25 protein-coding genes are annotated in these 20,511 nt (G+C 65.7%); 13 read left to right on the top strand and 12 right to left on the bottom strand.

All coding sequences use genetic code 11. From position 1 onward, the window contains the following. Positions 1–35: 35 nt before the first annotated feature. The 8 genes from ACT53Q_RS05360 to ACT53Q_RS05325 all read left to right on the top strand — a co-directional run bounded on the left by ACT53Q_RS05360 (position 36) and on the right by ACT53Q_RS05325 (position 7,600). Positions 36–572 (top strand): hypothetical protein, encoded by a 537-nt coding sequence (locus ACT53Q_RS05360; protein ID WP_476185628.1) that lies wholly within the window; start codon positions 36–38, stop codon positions 570–572. Further along, on the top strand, positions 565–1,995 hold the full coding sequence (locus ACT53Q_RS05355) for an XVIPCD domain-containing protein (RefSeq protein ID WP_476185627.1): 1,431 nt from the start codon (positions 565–567) through the stop codon (positions 1,993–1,995). The genes ACT53Q_RS05360 and ACT53Q_RS05355 overlap by 8 nt, the downstream gene beginning before the upstream one ends. A 147-nt stretch (positions 1,996–2,142) precedes the next feature. Beyond that, positions 2,143–2,631, top strand: coding sequence for a hypothetical protein (locus ACT53Q_RS05350; RefSeq protein ID WP_476185626.1), 489 nt, complete (start codon positions 2,143–2,145; stop codon positions 2,629–2,631). Positions 2,632–2,642: 11 nt separating this feature from the next. Next, entirely contained in the window at positions 2,643–3,974 is a 1,332-nt protein-coding gene (locus ACT53Q_RS05345; protein ID WP_476185625.1) for an XVIPCD domain-containing protein, read from the top strand. 60 nt (positions 3,975–4,034) lie between these two features. Continuing rightward, positions 4,035–4,544 (top strand): ArsR/SmtB family transcription factor, encoded by a 510-nt coding sequence (locus ACT53Q_RS05340; protein WP_476185624.1) that lies wholly within the window; start codon positions 4,035–4,037, stop codon positions 4,542–4,544. Then, positions 4,541–5,071 carry an SRPBCC family protein gene (locus ACT53Q_RS05335; RefSeq protein ID WP_476185623.1) on the top strand — a complete coding sequence of 177 codons (531 nt, stop codon included), beginning with the start codon at positions 4,541–4,543 and terminating at the stop codon, positions 5,069–5,071. Before ACT53Q_RS05340 ends, ACT53Q_RS05335 begins: the two co-directional genes overlap by 4 nt. A gap of 244 nt (positions 5,072–5,315) precedes the next feature. Continuing rightward, positions 5,316–6,791: a hypothetical protein gene (locus ACT53Q_RS05330; protein ID WP_476185622.1), complete on the top strand. Its 1,476-nt coding sequence runs from the start codon at positions 5,316–5,318 to the stop codon at positions 6,789–6,791. Positions 6,792–7,120: 329 nt separating this feature from the next. Then, entirely contained in the window at positions 7,121–7,600 is a 480-nt protein-coding gene (locus ACT53Q_RS05325) for a VOC family protein (protein ID WP_476185621.1), read from the top strand. Between the two features lie 28 nt (positions 7,601–7,628). Here the strand turns inward: ACT53Q_RS05325 and ACT53Q_RS05320 are convergent, their stop codons facing one another. Continuing rightward, positions 7,629–8,201: a hypothetical protein gene (locus tag ACT53Q_RS05320; RefSeq protein ID WP_476185620.1), complete on the bottom strand. Its 573-nt coding sequence runs from the start codon at positions 8,199–8,201 to the stop codon at positions 7,629–7,631. Between the two features lie 164 nt (positions 8,202–8,365). On the opposite strand from ACT53Q_RS05320, the gene ACT53Q_RS05315 reads away from it, so the two are divergent. Beyond that, positions 8,366–8,758, top strand: a complete 393-nt coding sequence (locus tag ACT53Q_RS05315; protein WP_476185619.1) for an H-NS histone family protein — start codon at positions 8,366–8,368, stop codon at positions 8,756–8,758. Between the two features lie 96 nt (positions 8,759–8,854). Here ACT53Q_RS05315 and ACT53Q_RS05310 read toward each other — a convergent pair whose 3' ends face one another. Both ACT53Q_RS05310 and ACT53Q_RS05305 read right to left on the bottom strand, forming a co-directional pair. Next, a complete protein-coding gene (locus tag ACT53Q_RS05310) occupies positions 8,855–9,238 on the bottom strand; it encodes a hypothetical protein (RefSeq protein WP_476185618.1) in 384 nt (127 codons plus the stop codon). Between the two features lie 648 nt (positions 9,239–9,886). Beyond that, on the bottom strand, positions 9,887–10,402 hold the full coding sequence (locus tag ACT53Q_RS05305) for an REP-associated tyrosine transposase (RefSeq protein WP_476185617.1): 516 nt from the start codon (positions 10,400–10,402) through the stop codon (positions 9,887–9,889). A 437-nt stretch (positions 10,403–10,839) separates the two neighbouring features. On the opposite strand from ACT53Q_RS05305, the gene ACT53Q_RS05300 reads away from it, so the two are divergent. Then, positions 10,840–11,955, top strand: a complete 1,116-nt coding sequence (locus ACT53Q_RS05300) for a ligand-binding sensor domain-containing protein (RefSeq protein ID WP_476185616.1) — start codon at positions 10,840–10,842, stop codon at positions 11,953–11,955. A 115-nt stretch (positions 11,956–12,070) separates the two neighbouring features. Here the strand turns inward: ACT53Q_RS05300 and ACT53Q_RS05295 are convergent, their stop codons facing one another. The 9 genes from ACT53Q_RS05295 to ACT53Q_RS05255 form a co-directional block, all read right to left on the bottom strand. After that, positions 12,071–12,274, bottom strand: coding sequence for a hypothetical protein (locus ACT53Q_RS05295; RefSeq protein ID WP_476185615.1), 204 nt, complete (start codon positions 12,272–12,274; stop codon positions 12,071–12,073). A 490-nt stretch (positions 12,275–12,764) separates the two neighbouring features. Beyond that, positions 12,765–13,121 (bottom strand): hypothetical protein, encoded by a 357-nt coding sequence (locus ACT53Q_RS05290; protein WP_476185614.1) that lies wholly within the window; start codon positions 13,119–13,121, stop codon positions 12,765–12,767. Between the two features lie 70 nt (positions 13,122–13,191). Beyond that, entirely contained in the window at positions 13,192–13,572 is a 381-nt protein-coding gene (locus ACT53Q_RS05285; protein ID WP_476185613.1) for a hypothetical protein, read from the bottom strand. Positions 13,573–13,629: 57 nt separating this feature from the next. Further along, positions 13,630–13,914 (bottom strand): hypothetical protein, encoded by a 285-nt coding sequence (locus ACT53Q_RS05280; protein ID WP_476185612.1) that lies wholly within the window; start codon positions 13,912–13,914, stop codon positions 13,630–13,632. A gap of 67 nt (positions 13,915–13,981) precedes the next feature. After that, positions 13,982–14,365: a hypothetical protein gene (locus ACT53Q_RS05275; protein ID WP_476185611.1), complete on the bottom strand. Its 384-nt coding sequence runs from the start codon at positions 14,363–14,365 to the stop codon at positions 13,982–13,984. Between the two features lie 198 nt (positions 14,366–14,563). Further along, positions 14,564–16,069 carry an anthranilate synthase component I gene (trpE, locus tag ACT53Q_RS05270; protein WP_476185610.1) on the bottom strand — a complete coding sequence of 502 codons (1,506 nt, stop codon included), beginning with the start codon at positions 16,067–16,069 and terminating at the stop codon, positions 14,564–14,566. A gap of 456 nt (positions 16,070–16,525) precedes the next feature. Beyond that, positions 16,526–16,909, bottom strand: a complete 384-nt coding sequence (locus ACT53Q_RS05265; RefSeq protein ID WP_476185609.1) for a YggL 50S ribosome-binding family protein — start codon at positions 16,907–16,909, stop codon at positions 16,526–16,528. Between the two features lie 330 nt (positions 16,910–17,239). After that, complete coding sequence (gene rpe / locus ACT53Q_RS05260) at positions 17,240–17,923, bottom strand: ribulose-phosphate 3-epimerase (RefSeq protein WP_476185608.1); 684 nt, start codon at positions 17,921–17,923, stop codon at positions 17,240–17,242. A gap of 38 nt (positions 17,924–17,961) precedes the next feature. After that, on the bottom strand, positions 17,962–18,303 hold the full coding sequence (locus ACT53Q_RS05255; protein ID WP_476185607.1) for a J domain-containing protein: 342 nt from the start codon (positions 18,301–18,303) through the stop codon (positions 17,962–17,964). Positions 18,304–18,390: 87 nt separating this feature from the next. Here ACT53Q_RS05255 and ACT53Q_RS05250 point away from each other — a divergent pair, with 87 nt between their 5' ends. The 3 genes from ACT53Q_RS05250 (at position 18,391) to ACT53Q_RS05240 (ending at position 20,508) form a co-directional block, all read left to right on the top strand. Then, on the top strand, positions 18,391–19,320 hold the full coding sequence (locus ACT53Q_RS05250) for a phosphoribosylaminoimidazolesuccinocarboxamide synthase (RefSeq protein WP_476185606.1): 930 nt from the start codon (positions 18,391–18,393) through the stop codon (positions 19,318–19,320). Between the two features lie 51 nt (positions 19,321–19,371). Continuing rightward, positions 19,372–19,908 (top strand): hypothetical protein, encoded by a 537-nt coding sequence (locus ACT53Q_RS05245; protein ID WP_476185605.1) that lies wholly within the window; start codon positions 19,372–19,374, stop codon positions 19,906–19,908. Positions 19,909–20,016: 108 nt separating this feature from the next. Next, entirely contained in the window at positions 20,017–20,508 is a 492-nt protein-coding gene (locus ACT53Q_RS05240; protein ID WP_476185604.1) for a hypothetical protein, read from the top strand. Positions 20,509–20,511: the final 3 nt, after the last annotated feature.

Raw genomic sequence — 20,511 nt, 5'->3', positions numbered from 1 at the left:
CATCCCCGTTCACGCAGTCCAAGGAATGCACTGTCATGACGACACCCGCCACGCCTTCCGGCCACGCCCTCGCCCAGAATGGCGATCTGGGCACCCGCCTCCTGCACCTGATCGATGGCCTCTATGGCCCGGACGACCTCTCGCCGGCCAAGGTCGAATACCTCACCGGCCTGCCGATCGGCCGCGACCCCGAAGACCCGCACCGCTACGGGTTCGGCGCGATGCTCGACGACACCTGGGCCTGCAACCTCACCTCGATCCCCGACCGCCGCGGCGGGCCGCCGAAGCGGCTGGTGGTCTCGGTCGACAACATCGCCCGCCGCGCCGATGCGCGGCTGCCGGCCGCCACGCCGGAGTTCTCCGGCTTCGCCAGCGAACTGCGCACCTGCGGCTACGCGCAGAGCGCGATCGCCGGCCCCCGCGGCGCCCTGTACGGCCATCGCTTCGTGCGCGGCAACGTGGCCGTGGACGTGCAGACCGAACGCGAGGACGCGCAGGCGATGCCGGTCCGCTTCCGGGTGATGCAGCTGGTGGTCACGGCCGGCGCCGCGGCGGAGGTGGGCCATGGCTGAGTTCTTCAAGGGCGTGAGGGATTTCTTCGATCGCCGTTCCGAAGACGAGAAGCGCTTCGACCAGATGCTCGACGACTACCGCAAGGGCGATACCCGGGGCCACAAGGACATGGCCAAGGGCATCGAGCAGATCATGTCGCTGTCGCCGGACCTCAAGGCGCGGACGCTCGAAACCATCCACGACGGCCACCTGCGCAGCTACAGCGACCGGGCCGTCAACGGCGCGGGCTCGGCGTCGTACCAGGTCAGCGACGGCTCGATCCGCGTGGCGCCGCGCTTCGACGGCTACGACCACACCTACATGGAAACCATGTTCATGCTCGGCCACGAGACCGAGCATGCGCGTTCGATGAAGGGCGAGAACTACGGCGTGACCCGGCTGGCGCCCGAGATCGAACGCATCGCGCGCAGCGACGGCCCGGGACCGCGCGACTACACCGACGCCATCAACGCCTTCGCCGAACGCACGCGTGCCGAAGAAGGCCGCGCCCACATCGGCGGCTTCAACGCCATCGCCTCGTACGTCATCAACGACCGCCATCCGAAACCCGAGCACCTGCTGCGCGAGCTGTACGAAACGCATCCGGCGCGGATGGGCGACTTCATCGCGAAGACCTCGGTCGGCGTGCCCGCCACCTACGCGCTGAAGGACGGACTGACGCTGGGCCGGGACGGGCTGATGCCCTACTCGCCGGAGAACATCGAGGCGATGAAGGGCTACTACGCCGACAAGGCGCAGCTCGGCGCGCCGCACATGAACTACCGGCAGGATTCGATCCAGTTCGCCGCGGGCATGGTCAAGGACACCGAACGCGCGTTCGCCGAGTCGGGCATGGTCAATCGCGACTACGTCATCGACCCGGTCCGGCTGCAGGCGCACCCGGCGCTGGGCCTGCCCGAGAACGGCCGCCTGCAGGCCAGGGGCGAGATCGAAGTGGTGAAGCTCGACCTCGGCGACCTCGGGCCGCTGGTGGTCGGCAAGCCGCTCGTCGAGCCGCCGGTGCCGGTGGCGTCCTCGTCGTCGGCCCCGGTGTCGCTGGTGCCCGGCGCCGACGACCACCCGCTGTTCCGGCAGGCGCTGACCCAGGTCGGGGAGCTGCACGCCCGCGACAACCTCGGCACGCCGCAGGAAGTCCGCAACCTCGCCGCGGCGCTGGCGGTCTCGGCGCAGGAACACGGCCTGCGCCAGATCGACAGCGTCGCGCACAGCATGGACGGCAAGGGCCTGATCGCCACCCAGGGCGTGGGCGACGTCTCGGTGAGCGCGCGGGTCGAAGGCCTCGCCGCGATCGGCACGCCCGAGGGACAGAGCCTCGGCAGGCTGACACCGGTCGAACCGCCAACGCAGGTCGCCGTGGGCCAGCCCGCCGCGTCGCTGCAGCCGCCCTCCGAGCCGCAGGGACACAAGCCGCAGCACGTTTGACCCGCGCCGGCGCAGCCCCCTCCCAAGCCCGCCGCTGGCCTGCCCGCGGCGGGCTTCGCGTTCCATACTGGGCCCGCACGACCGTCCCCGCGACGTGCGCCCGGTCCGCCCGACGGACCGCCACCCTCCGTCATCACAGGTTTTCGCATGGATCAGTCCACATCCCCCAGCAGCGCCGAGGACATCGGCCGGCGCGTGCTCCGCCTCGTCGAGAACGTCCGCAGCCCGGACGATCTCGCCCCCGCCCGCATCGAACAGCTCACCGGGCTGAAGATCGAGTTCAACCCCGACGACGCCCGCGAATACGGCACCGGCGGCCAGCTCACCGACGCCTGGGCCTACAACCTCGTCTCGCTGCCGCAGATCGGCGAAGCCAGGCCCTCGCGGCTGATGTTCTCGTTCGACGACGAGAGCCACGCCAACGCCGACATGGCGCCGATCGCGGTCGACTTCGACGACTACGCCGCCGCGCTCGCCGCCGCCGGCTATCGCCCGACGCCCGCCCACGGCAAGCTCGGCAACATCCTCCATTGGGACTTCGCCCGCGATGACGTGACCGTCGAGGTCTACGTCCGCGGCGAGAACGACGACAAGGCCGACCGCGCCTGCGTCTCCCGCCTCATCATCAACGCCTGAGGGACCCCGCCATGGCCGTTGTTCCCGAAGACGTCCTGAAAGCCAGGAAAGCCGCCGAAACGAAACTCGACAAGATGCTGTCGGATTTCGAGAAGGCCCACGACACCGCCACCGACAAGCCCGGCAAGAACCTGCGCCAGCTGCTCGACAATTCGCCCGACCTGAAGGCGCGCATCGTCGAATCGGTGCAGAAGGGCCACCTCGAGAAGTTCGACATGCTGCCGGCCGGCGCCAATGCCGGCGGCACGTACAACAGCGACAACAAGACGATCGAGCTGCCGCCGGGTTACCTGAAGAAGGCCGGCACCGACAAGTCCGCCGCGTCCGAACTCGTGTTCGTGATGGGCCACGAAATCCAGCACTCGTTCAACAGCACGGTCAGCGACAAGGCGGTCGACGCCTACGTCAAGGACGTCGACAAGATCGCCAAGGGCCCGGGCCCGCACGACTACACCGGCTCGGTGAAGACGCTGATCGACAGCTACCGCAAGGACGAGGCCGGCGCGCACATCGGCGGCTACAACGCCATCGTGTCGCAGGTCGCCAAGCAGAAGCACGACGCCGGCGACAACACCGCGCCGACGCTGAAGGAGCTCTACAACGCCCAGCCGGGCCGCATGGGCGACTTCATCGAGCGCGGCGGCAAGGCGCCGAACTTCACCTACGCGATGAAGCCGGGCCTGACCATCGAAGCGGACATGACCCTGAAGTCCACCGACAAGAACGTCGAGGCGATGGGCAAGCACTACTTCGACCAGCCGCCCAGCTCGGCGCGCCTCGGCACCAAGGGCAACCAGGACTACCCGAACTACTACGGCGAATGGGCGCTGGGCGTGATCGCCGATGCCGAGAAGAAGTCGCTCGCCGAAGCGAAGAAGCACGACCCGAAGGCCACCGCGCCGGAAGTGAAGCTCGACCTGCACGAGCTGCACCTGAAGAAGAACCTGATGGACACGGGCCTGCACTACACCGACAGCAGCCCGAAGAAGCCGTCGGTCGAGGCGCCCGCGATCGAACCGGCGCTGTATCGCCAGGCCGAGAGCGCGCTGAAGAAGGTCGACGGCCTCGGCCTGCAGGGCGAGGAACTGCGCAACGTCGCCGCCGCCACCGCCCTGCACGCGCAGAACTCCGGCATGGAGCGGATCGACGGCGCGCTGCTCGGCAAGAACGGCCAGGTCTTCGCCTACCAGGGCGACCCCGCCAGCGAATCCGCCGACCGCGTCGCCATCAACGTCGCCCAGGCCAAGCAACAGCCGGCCAACCAGTCGCTGGCGACGATGGCCGTGCCGGATCCGGCGCAGGCCCCGTCGCAGCAGCAGGCGCCGCGCAGCATGGGCATGTAAGCCCGCGAACGTCGCGGCAGGAAACGCCGAACGCCCCGCAGTGATGCGGGGCGTTTGTCGTTGCGGACGTCTCTGCGGCATCGTCTCCGCGGCACCGCCACGGCCGGCGTTCCGGCCTCGCGCCAGAAATTCAACCTGATGGTTGACTTTCTGATCGACCGACCTATCATCAACCACATGGTTGATAATCAAGCCCCCCTCGACGACCTCTTTCGCGCACTGGCCGACCCCACGCGGCGGGCGATGCTGCGCGATCTCGCGGCCGGCCCGCGCACGGTCGGTGAACTCGCCGCACCGTTCGACATCAGCCTCGCCGGTGCCTCCAAGCACATCCAGGTGCTGGAGCGCGCCGGCCTGCTGCGCCGCGAAGTGAGCGGCCGCGTGCACACCTGCCGCCTCGACGCCGCCCCGCTCCACCTCGGCGCGGAATGGCTGAGGCACTACGAACGCTTCTGGAACCAGCGCCTGGATGCCCTCGAAGCCCTGCTCGCGACGGAGGACGCTGCCGCCGCCGCAGCGCCTCCGGCTCCCCGGACCCGCAAGTCCGCCAAGACACGAAGGACGCCATGAACACCCTCGCCGCCGACTCCGGCTACGCCACCCTCCTCGCCCCCGACACCGTCCGCCTCGAACGCCTGCTGCCCGGCCCGATCGAACGCGTCTGGGCCCATCTCGCCGACGGCGACCTGCGCCGTCGCTGGCTGGCCTCGGGCGACATGCCCGCGCACGCAGGCGGCACGTTCGAGCTGACCTGGCGCAACGATGAACTGACCACGCCCCCCGGCCACCGGCCCGACGGTTTCGACGCGGAACATCGCATGGCGAGCACGGTGACGGTCTTCGATCCGCCGCATCGCCTCGCCTTCACCTGGGGCCCGGGCGAGGTGACCTTCATGCTCGAACCGCGCGACGGGAAGGTATTGCTCACCATCGTCCATCGCGGTATCAGCGACCATCGCAACGTGCTGATGATCGGCCCCGGCTGGCACGCGCATGCGGACGTGCTGGCGGCGCGCCTCGAAGGCGAAACGCCGGCGCCGTTCTGGGACCACTGGACGCAGCTGCGCGAGGAATACCGGCAGCGGCTCGGCGACTGATCCACGGCCCATCGTCGTGGCCCGGAACGGAAATGCCCCGCAGCAATGCGGGGCATTTCCATGTCCGTGCACGATGAAGGCGGGGCGCGGTCATCCCTCCGGGCCGGAAGCCGCGGCCGCATGCGCGCGATCCGCCGCCGCGATGCGAGCGCTACACTCACGCCGGCAAGGCGCGGGCCCGGCATGGCCGGGTTGCCTGCGCGGCCCAGGCCATGCGTCGCCCCGCACACGGAAGGAATCGACCATGCACATGCCCGAACCATCGCTGGACAACCTCCTCGACCAATTCGAGAAGGACCACGACGACGGCAGCGGTTGGACGCGCAATCTGCGCCGTGCGATCGAGGCGTCGCCGGTGCTCCGGGAGAACCTGGAGCGCGCCGTCCACGAAAAATACCTCGTCGCATTCGCACTGTCCGATCCGGCCGCAGTGGAGAACAACGCCTATTCGCTGCGGAAGCAGAAGATCCTGCTGAACGAGGCGACCATCCGCGCGGCAGTGCCGGGCAGCGCCGAAGTCGGTGAACTGGTCTTCGCGGTGGGGCACGAAACCGACCACGCGCTCCGATACGAAGAAAACCTGGCGGCATCGGTGGCCTTCGACACGGCCGTCCGCCGGATCGGCGAGAGCAGGGGCGTCCGGTTCCACGACTACACGCAGCCGCTGCAGGACATGCTCGACGCACGGCGCACCGACGAGGCCAAGGCGCATCTCGGGGGCTTCAATGCGTATCTCTCGTGGGTGGAAAGGAACTTTCCGGACATGTCGATCGAAAAGGTCCAGGCGCTTTGTCCCGATCGCATGGACGACTTCCTGACGGCACCCGCGCGAGACGGCTCGTCGGAGATCTGGTTCAAGCCCGGCCTTGAATTGGACGACGTCCACGGCCTCCCGCAGAACCCGTCGAACGTCGAAGCCATGAAGTGGTACTACTACGACAAACCCGGCAGCGAGGCGGGGCTGGGTCGCTCGGGGACACTCGATTACCGCCATCACGACGCATCGGGACTGCTCGATGTCATCCACGGCAAGGACGAGACCCTCAACTACTCGCGCAACAACGAGACGCGCAAGCTCTATCGAAGGCCCGGGACACCGCACATCGTGGTCGATCTCGACGCGCTCGGGCTGGAACGGTCGCAGTTGGACACCAAGCTTTCCTTCGCCGTGCTGCAGTCCAACCGTGAGCGGGACATCGCGACGGAGACCGACGGGCAGGACAGGAAGCGCAAGCGCGAACCCGTCGAACGCGCCGAACCGGGACGCGACGGAACGCGGCCACCCGATCCCGTCGACACCAAGCGCGCGAGGATCACGCCCGGCGGGCACGCCGCCACGCCCGAGCTTTCCGCGGGCACGTTCCCGGGCGCCGACCATCCGCTCTATCGCATGGCATTCGCATTGCTCAGGCCCCATGCGAGCGCGCTGCACCTCGATGCCACGGCCCTGCAGAATGTCGCCGCGGGTATCGCCCACGAAATGCAGAGCCAGGCACCGAAGACGCCTCCGCCGATGATCGCGGGGGTCTCTCCGAGTGCTGACGGACAAATCGTGTTCGCGACGGACCGCCCGCTGGATGACCCGAGCCAGCGTGTCATCCGCATCGTGACCGAGGAATGGAGAACGCGGCCTGCCAGCGATGTGCTGGCGAAGATGCCGCACGACGGCGCCGACACGCAGTCACCGACGCATCCCCACCTGCATGCGCACCCGCACTAGCGGGCAAGCGGGACGCGCGCAGCGCGCGGGATCAACGGAATGCCGGATGTCGCGGCCAGCGCCGTGAACGTCGAGGTTCGCTGCGCTCGACGCCGCGGCGCAGCGACGGCGTCGGAACGGAACCGGACGACGCGGAGGCATGACAGCGGGATCCTGGCGCCAGCCTCCATCGCATGGCGTCCCGCTTGCGGCGATGCATCCTGCACGACGCACGGTCGCGCTGGACGTCGTGCCTCGCTGTTCCATAATCGCGGCAGCCGCGCACGCGTGATCGCGCGGCGCGGCCGTCGTGGTGGCCGCCGCACACATTCGGACACGGGAGCATCGACATGGCCAGCAAGAACCGCATCTGCCTCTGGTACGACGGCACCGCGCTCGACGCGGCGCGCTTCTACGCGGCGACCTTCGCCGACAGCTCGGTGGACGCGGTGCACCGCGCGCCCGGCGACTTCCCGTCGGGCAAGGCCGGCGACGTGCTCACCGTCGAGTTCACGGTGCTGGGCATCCCGTGCCTCGGGCTCAACGGCGGTCCGGCGTTCCCGCAGACCGAGGCGTTCTCGTTCCAGGTCGCGACCGATGACCAGGCCGAGACCGACCGGCTGTGGGACGCGATCATCGGCAACGGCGGGCAGGCCAGCGCCTGCGGCTGGTGCAAGGACCGGTGGGGCCTGTCGTGGCAGATCACCCCGCGCGTGCTGAGCGACGCCGTCGCCAGCGCCGACCCGGCCGTCGCGAAGCGCGCGTTCGCGGCGATGATGACGATGACGAAGATCGACATCGCAACGATCGAGGCGGCGATCCGCGGCTGACGGTGGAGGCCGGCTCGCCCGGCCCTGTTCAGCGGCCGCGCAATCGCCGCAGAGTCTCCGCCGCGTCGGCCCTCGGCGCGGAGTTGCCGCAGCTGTCGATCGTCAGATGGCGCCCGATCGGTGCGTCGAACAGTCCTTCGCTGACGAACAGCAGATAGTCCTTCCCGGGTTCCAGCCGGAAGCGCGACGTGGTGTTCTCGCTGAACACGGTGAAGACGGCCGGCGGCTTGCCCTTGAACACACGCAGGACCTTCACGCGGTACATCGCGCCCGCGTAGGGATCGAAGCCGTTGGGCGTCGCCGCACCGCCCTGGAACGGGGGCACGAGCGGTCTGGGCCGGCCGTCTTCGCCCAGCCACGTCTCGCGGACACTGCGCGCGATCACCACGTACCGGGCGCGCGCACGCTCTTTGCCGACGCTGTAGTAATCCGGGCTGCTCCCCGCCAACTGCGGATCGGTCCCGCTGCAATACGCCTGCGCCGCACCGACGGGCAGACAGGCCAGCAGGGACATCAGTACCAGCATCGACGCGCATCGTTTCGTTTTGATCATGGCCGGGATGCCTCGTGGTCGTCGGCGACGATACAGCATGGGATGCACGCGGCGATCCGCGGCTGACCTTCGCAGGCGAAGGGCCGGGCCATGCCCGGGGCCCGGGCATCGGGGCGCATCGGGGCGCCCCGGGACGCCCCGGGACGCCCCGCATGCCGGCCGGAGGAGCCCCGCGGCTATACTGCGGGATTGCACAACCATCGGTGTCGACCATGAAGCCAACCCTCGATTCGATCGCCTCGGCCAAGGCCAAGCTCGCCGAAGAACTGCGCCAGCTTGAGCAACAGGAGGAGGATCTGCGGAAGGAACAGACAGGCGGCGCGTTCTCCAAGGTCATCGAATTGCTGGGCGAGTTCGGACCGCACTTCGATGCCAAGCAGAAGGCCGAGATCGCCGCGCTCGTCGCGCCGAAGGCGCCGGCCGTGAAGAAGGCGGCCCCGGCGAAAACCGAAGTCGCACCCAAGTATTGGCTGCCGCACACGGGCGAAACCTGGACCGGTCGCGGCCGCCCGCCGCGCGCGTTCACCGCGTGGGAAGGCACGGTCTCCCACCGCGAATGGAAGGCCAAGCACCCGGACGAGAAGTTTCCGAAGTTCCCGGGATGACCGCGTCCCGGCAGCGCTCGCCGCTGTCGGCAAGGTGAGTCGGCAGCTGCGTAGGGCGGGCTCAAGCCCGCCTTGCGTGTTGCACGCGCCCGGCGATCAGGCGTCCGTGCGCGCGGGCTCGACGTTGCGGCCGTCGAGCCGCAATCCGCAGTGCATGCATTTGCGCGTGAAGCCGTTCTGGATCGCGCCGAAACGGCGGGACGTACCGACATGGAAGCGGTTCGCGCAGCGCGGACAGCGGGTTTCGCCGATCGCCCAGCCCAGCGGGATCGCTGCCACGAAGCCGAACAGCGCGAGCGGCCAGCAGACGACGAACGTCGCGAACACGTAACTGCGCAACGGGAACGCATCGAACATGGCGACCGGCAAACCGCACAGCACGATGCCGGCCAACGGCGCCATCAGGAATGCCTGCCGGAAGCGCAGCCGGCGGATCTCGGCGAGGGCGGCATGGACGTCGGAGGGCCGGGGTGTGGGCATGCGGTGTGGCGGCGTTGAGTGAACGCCCCGCCACCTTACCGCCGCGGCGCAGCGTGGTCGCCCGGACAAGCGCAACGCCCGCACCCGGGAAGCACGCATGCAGGCGCCCCCGCGATCCCGGGCGCGGCTTTGGCCTTGCCCGGGCGATGCGTTGCCACTCGAAGGGCCGCCGCTGGCGGAAAAAGCGCCATCGATGCTGCTCCGAGGGCCATCGCCGGCCCTTCTCGGGCCAACGATGCCCCGGAAAGGGGCACGCATGCCGGTGAAAGCGCCGACGTTGCCGCTTTCAGCGCCGGCGTTGCACCAAAATGGGGCATGCCTGCCGCTCCAAGCGGCAACGCTGCCCCGAAAAGGGGCATGCGTGGCGAAAAAAGCGGCATCGATGGCCCTCAAAGTGCCGACGATGCCCCTTCGAGGGGCATCGATGGCGAGAAAAAGCGGCATCGTTGCCGGTGAAAGGGGCAACGTCGGCCGTTCGAGGCGCACTGTTGCACCAAAATGGGGCAAAGGTGGGGGTCCGAGGGGCAACGCCGCGATCGGGCGGCAAGCCTCCGGGGGCGTCAGATTTCTTGTGTGACCGGGGCGGATATGCCCGGCGGCCCGAGGCTCGTAGGCGTTCGTAGGGCGGGCTCAAGCCCGCCGCAAGGATCAAGGCAGGCCCGACGGAGACATCGCCCAATCCAGCGGATACACACCCGCCTTCACCCATCTGCGGAAAGACGAATACGGCCAATCGGCCGCATGCAAAGCGTGTCCATGCTTCACAGGGTTGTAGTGGATGTAATCGACATGCCGCCGCAGATCGTCATCGTCGCGAACCAGACGCTCCCAGTAGCGACGTTGCCAGATACCGCGTTCACGACAAACAACGCGTCGCTCGCTCCGCCATTCATCACAAGGCAATCGGCGCGAGAACCCCGCCTTGATCTGCGCCCAGCGATTGGTGTTGTCGGCATCCCCGGCAGGCAAACGCCAGAGGCAATGCAGGTGGTCGGGCAACACCACGATGGCCAACACCTCGAACGGCCTCACCGCATGCGTCGCACGGAACGACGCCCGCAGCTCGTCCACGTGCTCCACCAGCAAACGGCGACGACGCTCCAGAAGATTGACCGTGAAGAAATAGGTGCCACCCGGCACACGGACACGACGATAGTTCGGCATGCCCCAGCGTCGCGCCGATGCCGGCGGGCCGCCATCGGTACACGCCCCGCATGGGCGTCGGAAAATCCTTCAACGCCGTTGCACCGGATACGTCGTCCGATTCGTCATCGGCGGGCCCAGGGCCCGCCCTACGAGAAACAACTTTTCGGGTGGCGTAGGGCGGGCTCAAGCCCGCCTTACGCGTTTGACGCGCCGAGCACGATGCGATACCGGGACGACAACGGTGGGCACATCACGGGAAAGCCTTACAGCCTCGTATGCTGGGTGCTTCGCACCCAGCATGAGCCGATCAAACGAATCGCAGGGTCGATGACCCGGCCTGCGTTACTTTCGATATTCCAGAAATTTCCCGGATTGACCTGTGAGCAGGCATTTGCCAGCCTGCGTACCACTCCCCGATCCGGGGTCCACTTGCAGTCAGGCAGACCGAGGCAATCGTGAAAGAAACCAGAAGAATTCATGCCAATTGGACGATCCTGCTGGCGATTGCGCTGCTCGGCTCCTGCTCGTATCAGCGCTCTTCAACAGGAGATAGAGACCAAGTATCGGCAGGCCGTTCGCTGGAAACGAGTGCCAGGGCATGCGAGGCGAAGTCGCGCCTCAAGTTCACCTCCGGTGTCAGAGCCATTTTCGAGGACAGCAGAGGGCGATTCTGGTTCGGAAGCCACCAGGAAGGAGTGGCGCTGTGTGATGGCAGAGAGTTCACCTACTACACGGTGAAAGACGGGCTCAGCGACAACCAGGTCAGGACCATTCAAGAAGATCAGGCCGGAGTCATCTGGTTCGAGACAGGAAACGGAATCACCAGCTTCGACGGAAACACGTTCAAGATTCATGCCGGGAAAAGCAACGGGCTTCTTCGCCCTGACCAGGTGGATACTTGGCGCTCGGCGGCCGGCGATCTCTGGTTTCACGGCGATGGCGGGATGCGTCGAGGCTTCGATGGACAGGGGGTGTATCGATATGACGGCCGGTCGCTTTCGTATCTGGCCTTGCCCTTGCCGGAAACAGTCGACAAAGAGAACCCCTACTTGGTCACCGACATCGTGAAAGGTCGGAACGGAACGGTCTGGATCGCGACCTTTCCAGCCGTATTCAAGTATGACGGACATTCGTTCACGGTGATCAGCGACGAGACCGTGGGAATCGAACCTGGAAGCGAACGGTTGCACGTGCGCAGCATATTCGAAGACAGCCGGGGAAATCTCTGGATCGGCAACAATGGGCTCGGGGTTCTGCGCTACAACGGCCAGACTGTCTCCAACTTCACCCACGAGCACGCACCGAGCATCAGGGAGAAAGGGCCGAGTCATTCTCTTGACCGGATATTCTCGATTGCGGAAGACGCCACTGGCAACATCTGGTTTGGAACACGCGACAACGGTGCGTGGCGCTTCGATGGCAAGTCGCTGACGAACTTCACCACCGAGGACGGGCTGACCAGCCAGATGGTGTGGACCATCTATCGTGACAAGCGTGGTGCCCTGTGGTTCGGCATGGGCGACGGCAGCGTGTCTCGATTCAACGGCGATTCGTTCCACAGGGTCTACTGACAGGCCCGGGTTGGCTCGACGAACCCGCTGCGCAGGGCGGGCTCAAGTCCGCCTTGCGAGTTCACCGCCACTCTGTGAAATTCCGGGCGCAGGTAACGCCTGCGCCCGGCGAAGCTCATGCGGCTTCGGCGTCCAGCGGCACCAGGCGGTTGTCGTCGTCGTAGCGCAGGCCGCAGACCATAGCGGCCATGCCGCGCAGCGCGGCTTGTGGGCAGGTGCCGCTGGCTTCGCACAGGGCGATGAACTGGGGCGGGACTTCGACCAGCAGGACGTTCGACGCCGCGGCGCGGGACGCAGGCGGCGACTTGGGCTTGGACATGACGGCACTCCGTTTCGCCCGACGCCCGGAGTGGACGCCGTTGGCGAGTCCAACCCGCATCGCGCGCAGGCGCGTCAAGGTTTGCGCAGCAATTCACCTCGACCTTGACGCGCCGAGCACGATGCGATGCTGGGACGACAACGGTGGGTACCTCTCAGATAAGCCTTCACGACTCGTAGGCTGGGTGCTTTGTACCCAGCATGGGCGGAACAAGCAAATCGCTGGGTCGATGACCCAGCCTACGGTACTTCGGCGCATGAAGACGCTCCAGTCGACTGAATTGAGCCCTCTACAGAAGAAAGCAAACGATAACCATGGCAAGAAGCGCAACAGAGATCGATGCGGGTAGTGCTTCAGGTTGCACAAAATTCTCCACAGCGGTCTAACGTTTGACATGAGAGGCGCTGACCGGCTTGCTGGACAGCGTCCTCTCAATGGGAGGGTTAGGCGGGGCCACCGTTAAGCCGCGAACTTGATTAATCGTGGACATTCATCTAAACCATTTCACATCGACTTCACCGGGACGAGCCACTGACTCTTTAATGTAAATGACCTCCGCAAGCTTGCCATCCACTGAGCGAAGGTATATCGCTTGTCGGTACAGAAGCTCCGTAACTTCATCGATCTCTTCAAACACGACAGCAGCCTCATTTCCATTAAGAACGATTTTCTGCGGCACTAGCCCGACAGCATCTTCTCCTGATGGACCTCGTGTACCGCCCGCAGGGATTAGTCCCGGTCCTATGCAGTCGGTATACAAAGCGTCTGAGTGGAAGATCTTATCGGCGATGCTGGGGCTTCGGCTGACCCACCAGCGCAGAAAATCGTCAATCAAGGACTTGTTCATCTGCGATGCCTAACGCTTGAATTAAGCCGAGCCGCGAAGCGGCTTCGGCTTGAATGAATTTTTAGGCCCATCAGAGGTCGATGCGTGAGCACTCGAACTCCACGTGACCCGTGCACGGAACATCTCCGAGGTCCAACACAAAGCCAAATACCTCAATCAGCCCGGCAGCTTGATCAAAGACGATCCCGCAGCCGCGATACCCAAGCGGCCCAACCTTCTCTAGACGTTCAACACTCAATGCCTCTTTGAGTGACTCCGGCCAATCAACGAGGTAGGCCGCGCGCACGTCCTCAGCTAGGCCTCGGAGGAGATTGGGTACGACTTGCCCTTCCGAAAGGTTGCAAGGGTGGCAGAAGGCAACAATCTCGCTCTTGGCGCTCGCCAGGGTCACCTCGGCAGACTCATCGCCCGGGGAAAAGCGCTCGACTTTCGTTACCAGGAGAGTGTCCATGGGGCCTATCGCCTGAATTAATCTGACCCGCGAAGCGGGTTCGGCTTGAATGAATTGTTAGGTTGCGATCACCTTGACCTCGGGCATCTGCCACGGATCAAGATGCACGCCTTTGAAATGCGTCAAATCCTCGCGAAGGCGCTCCAAAAGAGCGCCCAGGCGATCGGCATCTCCGAACTCGTCGGACGTGATGCCAGAGAGATTAAGCAAACTGGTGTTTGAGTCATCCACGACGTTGAGCCGAACAGCATTGTCATAGTCATGGACCTCGGCGCCGCAGTGAAGTGGCGCGAAGGCATTGCGGATGATCTGGACGGCTAGTTCACTGGAAATTGCAGTCATAGGACTCTCTCATAGCAACCTAACGCCCGAATTGAGCCGCGCCGAAGGCGTCGGCTTGAATGAATTGTTAGGCGCGTGGGGCCGATGGGTAGATTGGCTTGAAGTCTTGGCGTTTCGCTGCTGCAGCGAGAAAGTCGGTGATGGTGAAACCCAACAGATCGACCTCTCCCAGTTCGCGCTGAAATACGTTTAATTCAGGGTCGTGCAGATCAACCAACATTTCCGAACCTTCCGTGGTGATTGCAACAACGAACTGCTGCTGAGAGACATCCCCGGAACTTTGTTTTTCAGCGCCAACGTAGCACTGAACTTCGATGATGAAGCGCTTTCCGGGCATGGCGAACCAATGCGGAACGCTCGCCAGCAAATCCCGGTCTTCAAGCAGCGCCTCGATCGAAGGCGGCATGGCTCGACCATACGCTTGGGTGAAGGATCGAAGGTCAATTGACACGTGAAACTCCGTCTGTCGCCTAACTACAAGTAGTCCACAAATCGGGGGGGGTTAGCGCAAAGACTGCCTCGAGCAACCGACGACGGTCAATCAGAGAAATCCTGCAAGAATCAGCGGCATATTCGGATACTGCGGGCCGGTAGCGGATGCCATCTTGCCTGGATACACGGCATGGGCACCCCGATATGGGTAATCCCCCTACAACCCCTTAGCCGCCTGCTCCACCGCCCGGAACAACGCCCGTCCCTTGTTCATCGTCTCCTCCCACTCGGTCTGGGGGTCGGAGTCGTAGACGATGCCTGCGCCGGCCTGCACGTAGAGGCGGCCGTCCTGGATGACGGCGGTGCGGATGGCGATGGCGGTGTCGGCGTCGCCGTGCCAGCTGATGTAGCCGATGCTGCCGGCGTACACGTTCCGCTTCACGGGTTCGAGTTCGCGGATCACTTCCAGCGCGCGGATCTTGGGGGCGCCGCTGACGGTGCCGGCGGGGAAGGTGGCGCGCAGCACGTCGGCGTAGCTCAGGCCCTGCTTCAGGGTGCCGGTGACTTCGCTGACGATGTGCATGACGTGGCTGTAGCGTTCGATCACGAAGCGCTCGCCGACTTCCACCGTGCCCGGTTCGCTGACGCGGCCGACGTCGTTGCGACCGAGGTCGATCAGCATCAGATGCTCGGCGCGTTCCTTGGGATCGGCCAGCAGTTCGGCTTCCAGCGCGAGGTCTTCCTCGTGCGTGCGGCCGCGCGGGCGGGTGCCGGCGATCGGGCGCACGGTGACGGTGCCCGGGCCGTCGCCCTCGTGTTCGAGGCGCACCAGGATCTCCGGCGACGAGCCGACCACCTGGGTGCCGCCGACGTCGAGGAAATACATGTACGGCGACGGGTTCAGCGCACGCAGCGCGCGGTACACATCGACCGGGCGCGCCTTGAACGGCACCGACATGCGCTGGCTCAGCACGACCTGGAAGATGTCGCCGGCGCGGATGTACTCCTTCGACTTCTGCACCGCGGCGATGAAGCCTTCGCGGGTGAAGCCGGAAACGAAATCGTCCTCGACGAGGGCGTTCGAATCGCGCGCCTCGGGATAGCCCGGGCCGCCCTGGCGCAGGCGATGGGTGAGTTCGTCGAGGCGGCGGTTGGCGCGCGCCCACGCCTGCGGTTCGCGCGGGTCGGCGTGGACGATGAGGTACAGCCGGCCCTTGAGATTGTCGAACACCGCGACGTCGCGGCTGTCCATCAGCAGGATGTCGGGCGTGCCCAGTTCGTCGTGGTAATCGCGATGCAGGCCGTCGCTGCCGCGCAGGCGCGGTTCGATGTACTGGATGCACTCGAAGCCGAACCAGCCGACAAGGCCGCCGGTGAAGCCTGGCAGGCCCGGCAGGCGCGGGATCTTCTGCGCGGTGCGCAGGCGTTCGACCTCGGCCAGCGGGTCGTCGACGGTGCGGCTTTCGACCAGTTCGCCCAGTTCGGTGACGAACAGCGTGTGCCCGGCGAAGGCGTACACGCGGTGCGCGGGCAGGCCGATGATCGAATAGCGGCCGAAGCGTTCGCCGCCCTCGACCGATTCGAAGAGATAGGTGTGCGGGCCGTCGGCCAGCTTGAGATAGACCGACAGCGGGGTGTCGAGGTCGGACAGCACTTCGCGCACCACGGGCACGAGGGTGTGGCCGTCGGCGGCATGCTGCTGGAATTGTTCGAACGAGATCACGCGGGATTCCTCGGGAGCGCACGCAGGCGCGGACAGGCGGAACGGGACGGAAGGCGGCTCAGCCGCGCCATCGCCCCTGCACGGCCATGGCGGCCGCCTGCTGCGGGCGCGGGGCCCGGATGTCGTCGTGGATCATGTGCATGCCGCCATGCTAACGGCTTCCGCGGCCTGCCGCACCCGCGCCCTGACTCCGACGCGCCATGCCGCCGTCACGGAACCGTCACCGCCCACCCGGACCATGGGAGGCCATCGCAGGGACGACGGACGGAAGCGGGATTGCTTCCAATCTCTCCGGGCGGCGCCGCAAGGCGCCGCTCTTTTTTCGTCCGACGCCGGGCTTGCCCTGCTTTTTGTAGGAGCGACGTGAGTCGCGACCTTCCGACGCTTCCGGGTCGCGACTCACGTCGCTCCTACAAGAGCGGGGCGTCGTGCCCGCGGTCGCGCCTCCCGGCGCTCCTACAAAGGCGGGGCGTCGTCGTGCCACGCATCGACCAGTGGGCCGACGTCCACGGACGCCACTTCCGGACGCGCCGCCAGCCATGCACGGACCGCCTCGCGATGCGTCTCCGTGGCCGAACCACGGGCCGCCGCCACGAAGCCCTGCTCGGTACCGCCGTACGTCAGCCCACGTGCTTCGATCGCCTCGGCGAGGAAATCGTCCCAGAAGCGATCGGCCTCCGCCGACGACGAAGCACGCAGCACGAGGCGCACGTGGAAGCCGTCCTCGCGGAATTCGTCGACGTGGAGCTTCTTGCGCAGGCGGCGGCTGCGCGTCGGGGGTTTGCTTTTCGTAGGAGCGACGTGAGTCGCGATTTGGGGGCGCATCGGGTCGCGACTCACGTCGCTCCTACAAGAGCGGGGCGTCGCGGTTCATGCGCGCCCGAAAAGGCTGTCATCCCGAGCGCAGCGAGGGACCTGCTTCTCGATGCGGACGGGATCAAGCAGGTCCCTCGCTGCGCTCGGGATGACAGGATGATTGAACGCACCGCCGCCACCGCAGTCTTCATCGTGGTCGGAACGCGCCTGCTGTTCCCTTCTCCCACCGGGAGAAGGTGGCCCGAAGGGCCGGATGAGGGTCGGCGTGCGACGTGCGCGTTGCAGGCATCGCGATGCGATCGACCCTCTCCCCAACCCCTCTCCCGCGGGGAGAGGGGCTGCGTGCGTCGCGGTTCAACGCACCGCCGCCACCGCGGCCTTCATCGCCGACACGACGCCCGCGTAGTCGGGCTGGCCGAAGATCGCCGAGCCGGCGACGAAGGTATCGGCGCCGGCCTTCGCGATCTCGGCGATGTTGTCGACCTTCACGCCGCCGTCGATCTCCAGCCGGATCGCCTTGCCGGTGCGCGCGGTCGCGGCGTCGATGCGCTGGCGCACCACGCGCAGCTTGTCCAGCGCCGACGGGATGAAGCTCTGCCCGCCGAAGCCCGGGTTCACCGACATCAGCAGCACCAGGTCGAGTTCGTCCAGCACGTAGTCCAGCACCTCGACCGGCGTCGCCGGGTTCAGCACGAGGCCGGCCTGGCAGCCCTGCGCCTTGATCAGCTGGATCGTGCGATGCACGTGGCGGCTGGCCTCGGGATGGAAGCTGATCAGCGACGCGCCGGCCTTCGCGAAGTCGGGCACGATGCGGTCCACGGGCTCGACCATCAGGTGCACGTCGATCGGCGCGGTCACGCCATGCTTGCGCAGCGCCTCGCAGACCAGCGGCCCGATGGTGAGGTTCGGCACGTAATGGTTGTCCATCACGTCGAAATGCACCCAGTCCGCCCCCGCGGCGAGGACGGCGTCGACCTCCTCCCCGAGCTTCGCGAAATTGGCGGACAGGATGGAGGGGGCGATGACGGTGGGGTGCATGGCGGAAGCCTGATCGTGTGAAGGAGGACGGCGACGGTTCAGCGCGTCCTGCGCTGCTTCTGGATCCTGTCGTACGCGGCGTTGATCTCGCCGGCCTTGTCCTCGGCCTGGCGGCGGAGGTCTTCGGCGACGCCGACGAGGCGGTCGGGGTGGTACTGGGCGATGAGGCGGCGGTAGGCCTGTTCGACTTCGGCGTCGGTGGCGTCGGGGTCGAGGCCGAGGACGCGGTAGGGGCCATCCTGCACGGGCGCGGGGGCGCGGCGGAACCAGCCGGCGTCCCAGGCGTGGCCCAGCAGCAGACCCAGCAGGATGCCGTCCGGATGGCGCGTCAGCAGCCAGCCGGCGGCGAGGCCGAGGACTTTTCCGTACCAGCGCGTCATGGGGCACAGTTTACAGGCCCGGCGGCCCTCCTCGCGGGCACGGCGGGCCGTACACTAGGCGGCCCGAACGCTTCCGACGGACTGCGCGTGGCGACCACCCTGCTCGACTCCGATCTCCCCGGCCTGCCCCTGCGGCATCGCGGCAAGGTCCGCGACGTGTTCGACCTGCCGCCGGATCGATTGCCCGCCGGGGCGCGCGACCGGGGCCCGCTGCTGCTGATGGTCGCCACCGACCGGCTCAGCGCGTTCGACGTGGTGCTGCCCGACCCGATCCCCGGCAAGGGCGAGATGCTCTGCCAGATCAGCAATTTCTGGTTCGAGCAGACCGCGCGCATCCTGCCGAACCATCTCACCGGGATCGACGTGGCGTCGGTGCTGCCGGAAGGCGTCGACGCCGCGCTGTATGCGAAGCGCGCGGTGGTGACGAAGAAGCTCAAGCCGGTGCCGGTGGAGGCCATCGCCCGCGGGTATCTCATCGGCAGCGGCTGGAAGGATTACCAGCGCACCGGCCGCGTCAGCGGCATCACGTTGCCGAACGGCCTGCGCCAGGCCGAGCAGTTGCCCGAGCCGATCTTCACGCCGTCGACCAAGGCCGCCGTCGGCGACCACGACGAGAACATCGACTTCGACACGATGGTGCGCACGGTCGGCGCCGAACTGGCCGAACAGGTGCGCGACGCCACGCTGCGCCTGTACCGCCACGCCGCCGACTACGCCGCGCAGCGCGGCATCCTGCTGGCCGACACCAAGTTCGAGTTCGGCACCGACGCCGACGGCCGGCTGTACGTGATGGACGAGATGCTGACGCCGGATTCGTCGCGCTACTGGCCGGCCGACGAGTACGAAGTCGGCATCAGCCCGCCGAGCTACGACAAGCAGTTCGTGCGCGACTATCTGGAAACGCTGGACTGGAACAAGACCGCGCCCGGCCCGCGCCTGCCGCAGGACGTGATCGACCGCACCCGCGCGAAGTACGCCGAGGCGTTGCAGCGGCTGGCGGGGATCAGCGTCGACTGAAAATCTCTTGAGGGCGAGGAGACAATGTATACATTTCCAGATCGCTCGGATGTGAGCGACACACTTATTCACCTGACTGGTGACAGAAACGGGACACGATCTAAAGACGCGCTCTATTCCATTATTTTGAATCTCGAAATACGGGGGTCTGGAAATGATGGCTTCGTAAAAGGAAATCGCATAGCCGCCTGTCTTACGGAGTCACCATTTTCTGAAGTTCAGAATATAATTAGACAAAGAAGAAATTCAAACAGACCTTATGGCCCATATGGAGTCATGCTAAATAAGGCAGACGCATGGGCGCAGGGCGCAAGACCCGTGATGTACCTTCCCGATGAAGAAGGACAATGGATACCACAAGACGAGCGCTGGCGTCACGTGAGATTCGAATATCCAAACATCGATTTCACCCATGAAAGAGAATGGAGATGCCCGGGCGGCATCAATCTTGCGCTTACAAGATTTGAAGTACTTGTCCGTAATACAAGGGAAATAGATGAATTCGCTCGTGAAATCAGCATGGCGCCGGACGCTGAATTAATATTCTCCCGCATTCGAACATTTCATTCCATATACGAAGATTTTTAAATTTTTTAGTTTTCAGAAAATAGGTGCGCCCAGCAGATGTTTCATATACGCGCAACGGCCTGCACTAACACGTTTGAATGATTCCTGCACTACGATAGTCGACCGCCAATGCCCGCCACGTCCCTGCTCATCACCTCCGGTTTCTCGAAGTTCCGCTACGCCGCGGCCGTGGCGTCCGGGACGGCGAAGGGCGAGCTGCGGCTGAAGACGCTGCCGAAGGATCCGATCGTGATCGACTTCGACGGCCGCAGCCATCGCATCGACTACGAACGCACACGCGACGGCGTGATCGCCAGCGATTTCCGCTTCTCGCTGGTCGACGGCAACGGCGAGACACTCGCCTTCGCCGACAAGGTAGACGGCAAGCGCGATTACGTCGCGAATCTCCGCGGCACGACATTTCGTTTCGAGAAGCGCCCCGGCGTGTTCTCGCTGCACTACGCACTGCTCGACGACGGCGGCCGCACCGTGGGCACGCTCGCCGAGACCACCGGCTTCACGCTGTGGAAGCGCAGCTTCCGTTTCGACCTTCCCGAATCCGTCGACGGCCCGACCGGGCTGTTCCTGTTCTTCCTCGCGGTCAACCTGCATTACCGTTGATTG

The sequence above is a fragment of the Lysobacter sp. DMC97 genome (assembly GCF_056313745.1).
This window is presented reverse-complemented; position numbering and strand designations above follow the sequence as displayed.

Coding starts and splice junctions, on each gene's coding strand:
- ACT53Q_RS05285 (WP_476185613.1), bottom strand. CDS start 13,572: ATGGACACTCTCCTGGTAACGAAAGTCGAGCGCTTTTCCCCGGGCGAT.
- ACT53Q_RS05305 (WP_476185617.1), bottom strand. CDS start 10,402: ATGCCGAACTATCGTCGTGTCCGTGTGCCGGGTGGCACCTATTTCTTC.
- ACT53Q_RS05355 (WP_476185627.1), top strand. CDS start 565: ATGGCTGAGTTCTTCAAGGGCGTGAGGGATTTCTTCGATCGCCGTTCC.
- ACT53Q_RS05345 (WP_476185625.1), top strand. CDS start 2,643: ATGGCCGTTGTTCCCGAAGACGTCCTGAAAGCCAGGAAAGCCGCCGAA.
- ACT53Q_RS05325 (WP_476185621.1), top strand. CDS start 7,121: ATGGCCAGCAAGAACCGCATCTGCCTCTGGTACGACGGCACCGCGCTC.
- ACT53Q_RS05290 (WP_476185614.1), bottom strand. CDS start 13,121: ATGAACAAGTCCTTGATTGACGATTTTCTGCGCTGGTGGGTCAGCCGA.
- ACT53Q_RS05240 (WP_476185604.1), top strand. CDS start 20,017: ATGCCCGCCACGTCCCTGCTCATCACCTCCGGTTTCTCGAAGTTCCGC.
- ACT53Q_RS05295 (WP_476185615.1), bottom strand. CDS start 12,274: ATGTCCAAGCCCAAGTCGCCGCCTGCGTCCCGCGCCGCGGCGTCGAAC.
- ACT53Q_RS05310 (WP_476185618.1), bottom strand. CDS start 9,238: ATGCCCACACCCCGGCCCTCCGACGTCCATGCCGCCCTCGCCGAGATC.
- ACT53Q_RS05255 (WP_476185607.1), bottom strand. CDS start 18,303: ATGACGCGCTGGTACGGAAAAGTCCTCGGCCTCGCCGCCGGCTGGCTG.
- ACT53Q_RS05350 (WP_476185626.1), top strand. CDS start 2,143: ATGGATCAGTCCACATCCCCCAGCAGCGCCGAGGACATCGGCCGGCGC.
- ACT53Q_RS05360 (WP_476185628.1), top strand. CDS start 36: ATGACGACACCCGCCACGCCTTCCGGCCACGCCCTCGCCCAGAATGGC.
- ACT53Q_RS05280 (WP_476185612.1), bottom strand. CDS start 13,914: ATGACTGCAATTTCCAGTGAACTAGCCGTCCAGATCATCCGCAATGCC.
- ACT53Q_RS05330 (WP_476185622.1), top strand. CDS start 5,316: ATGCACATGCCCGAACCATCGCTGGACAACCTCCTCGACCAATTCGAG.
- rpe (WP_476185608.1), bottom strand. CDS start 17,923: ATGCACCCCACCGTCATCGCCCCCTCCATCCTGTCCGCCAATTTCGCG.
- ACT53Q_RS05315 (WP_476185619.1), top strand. CDS start 8,366: ATGAAGCCAACCCTCGATTCGATCGCCTCGGCCAAGGCCAAGCTCGCC.
- ACT53Q_RS05335 (WP_476185623.1), top strand. CDS start 4,541: ATGAACACCCTCGCCGCCGACTCCGGCTACGCCACCCTCCTCGCCCCC.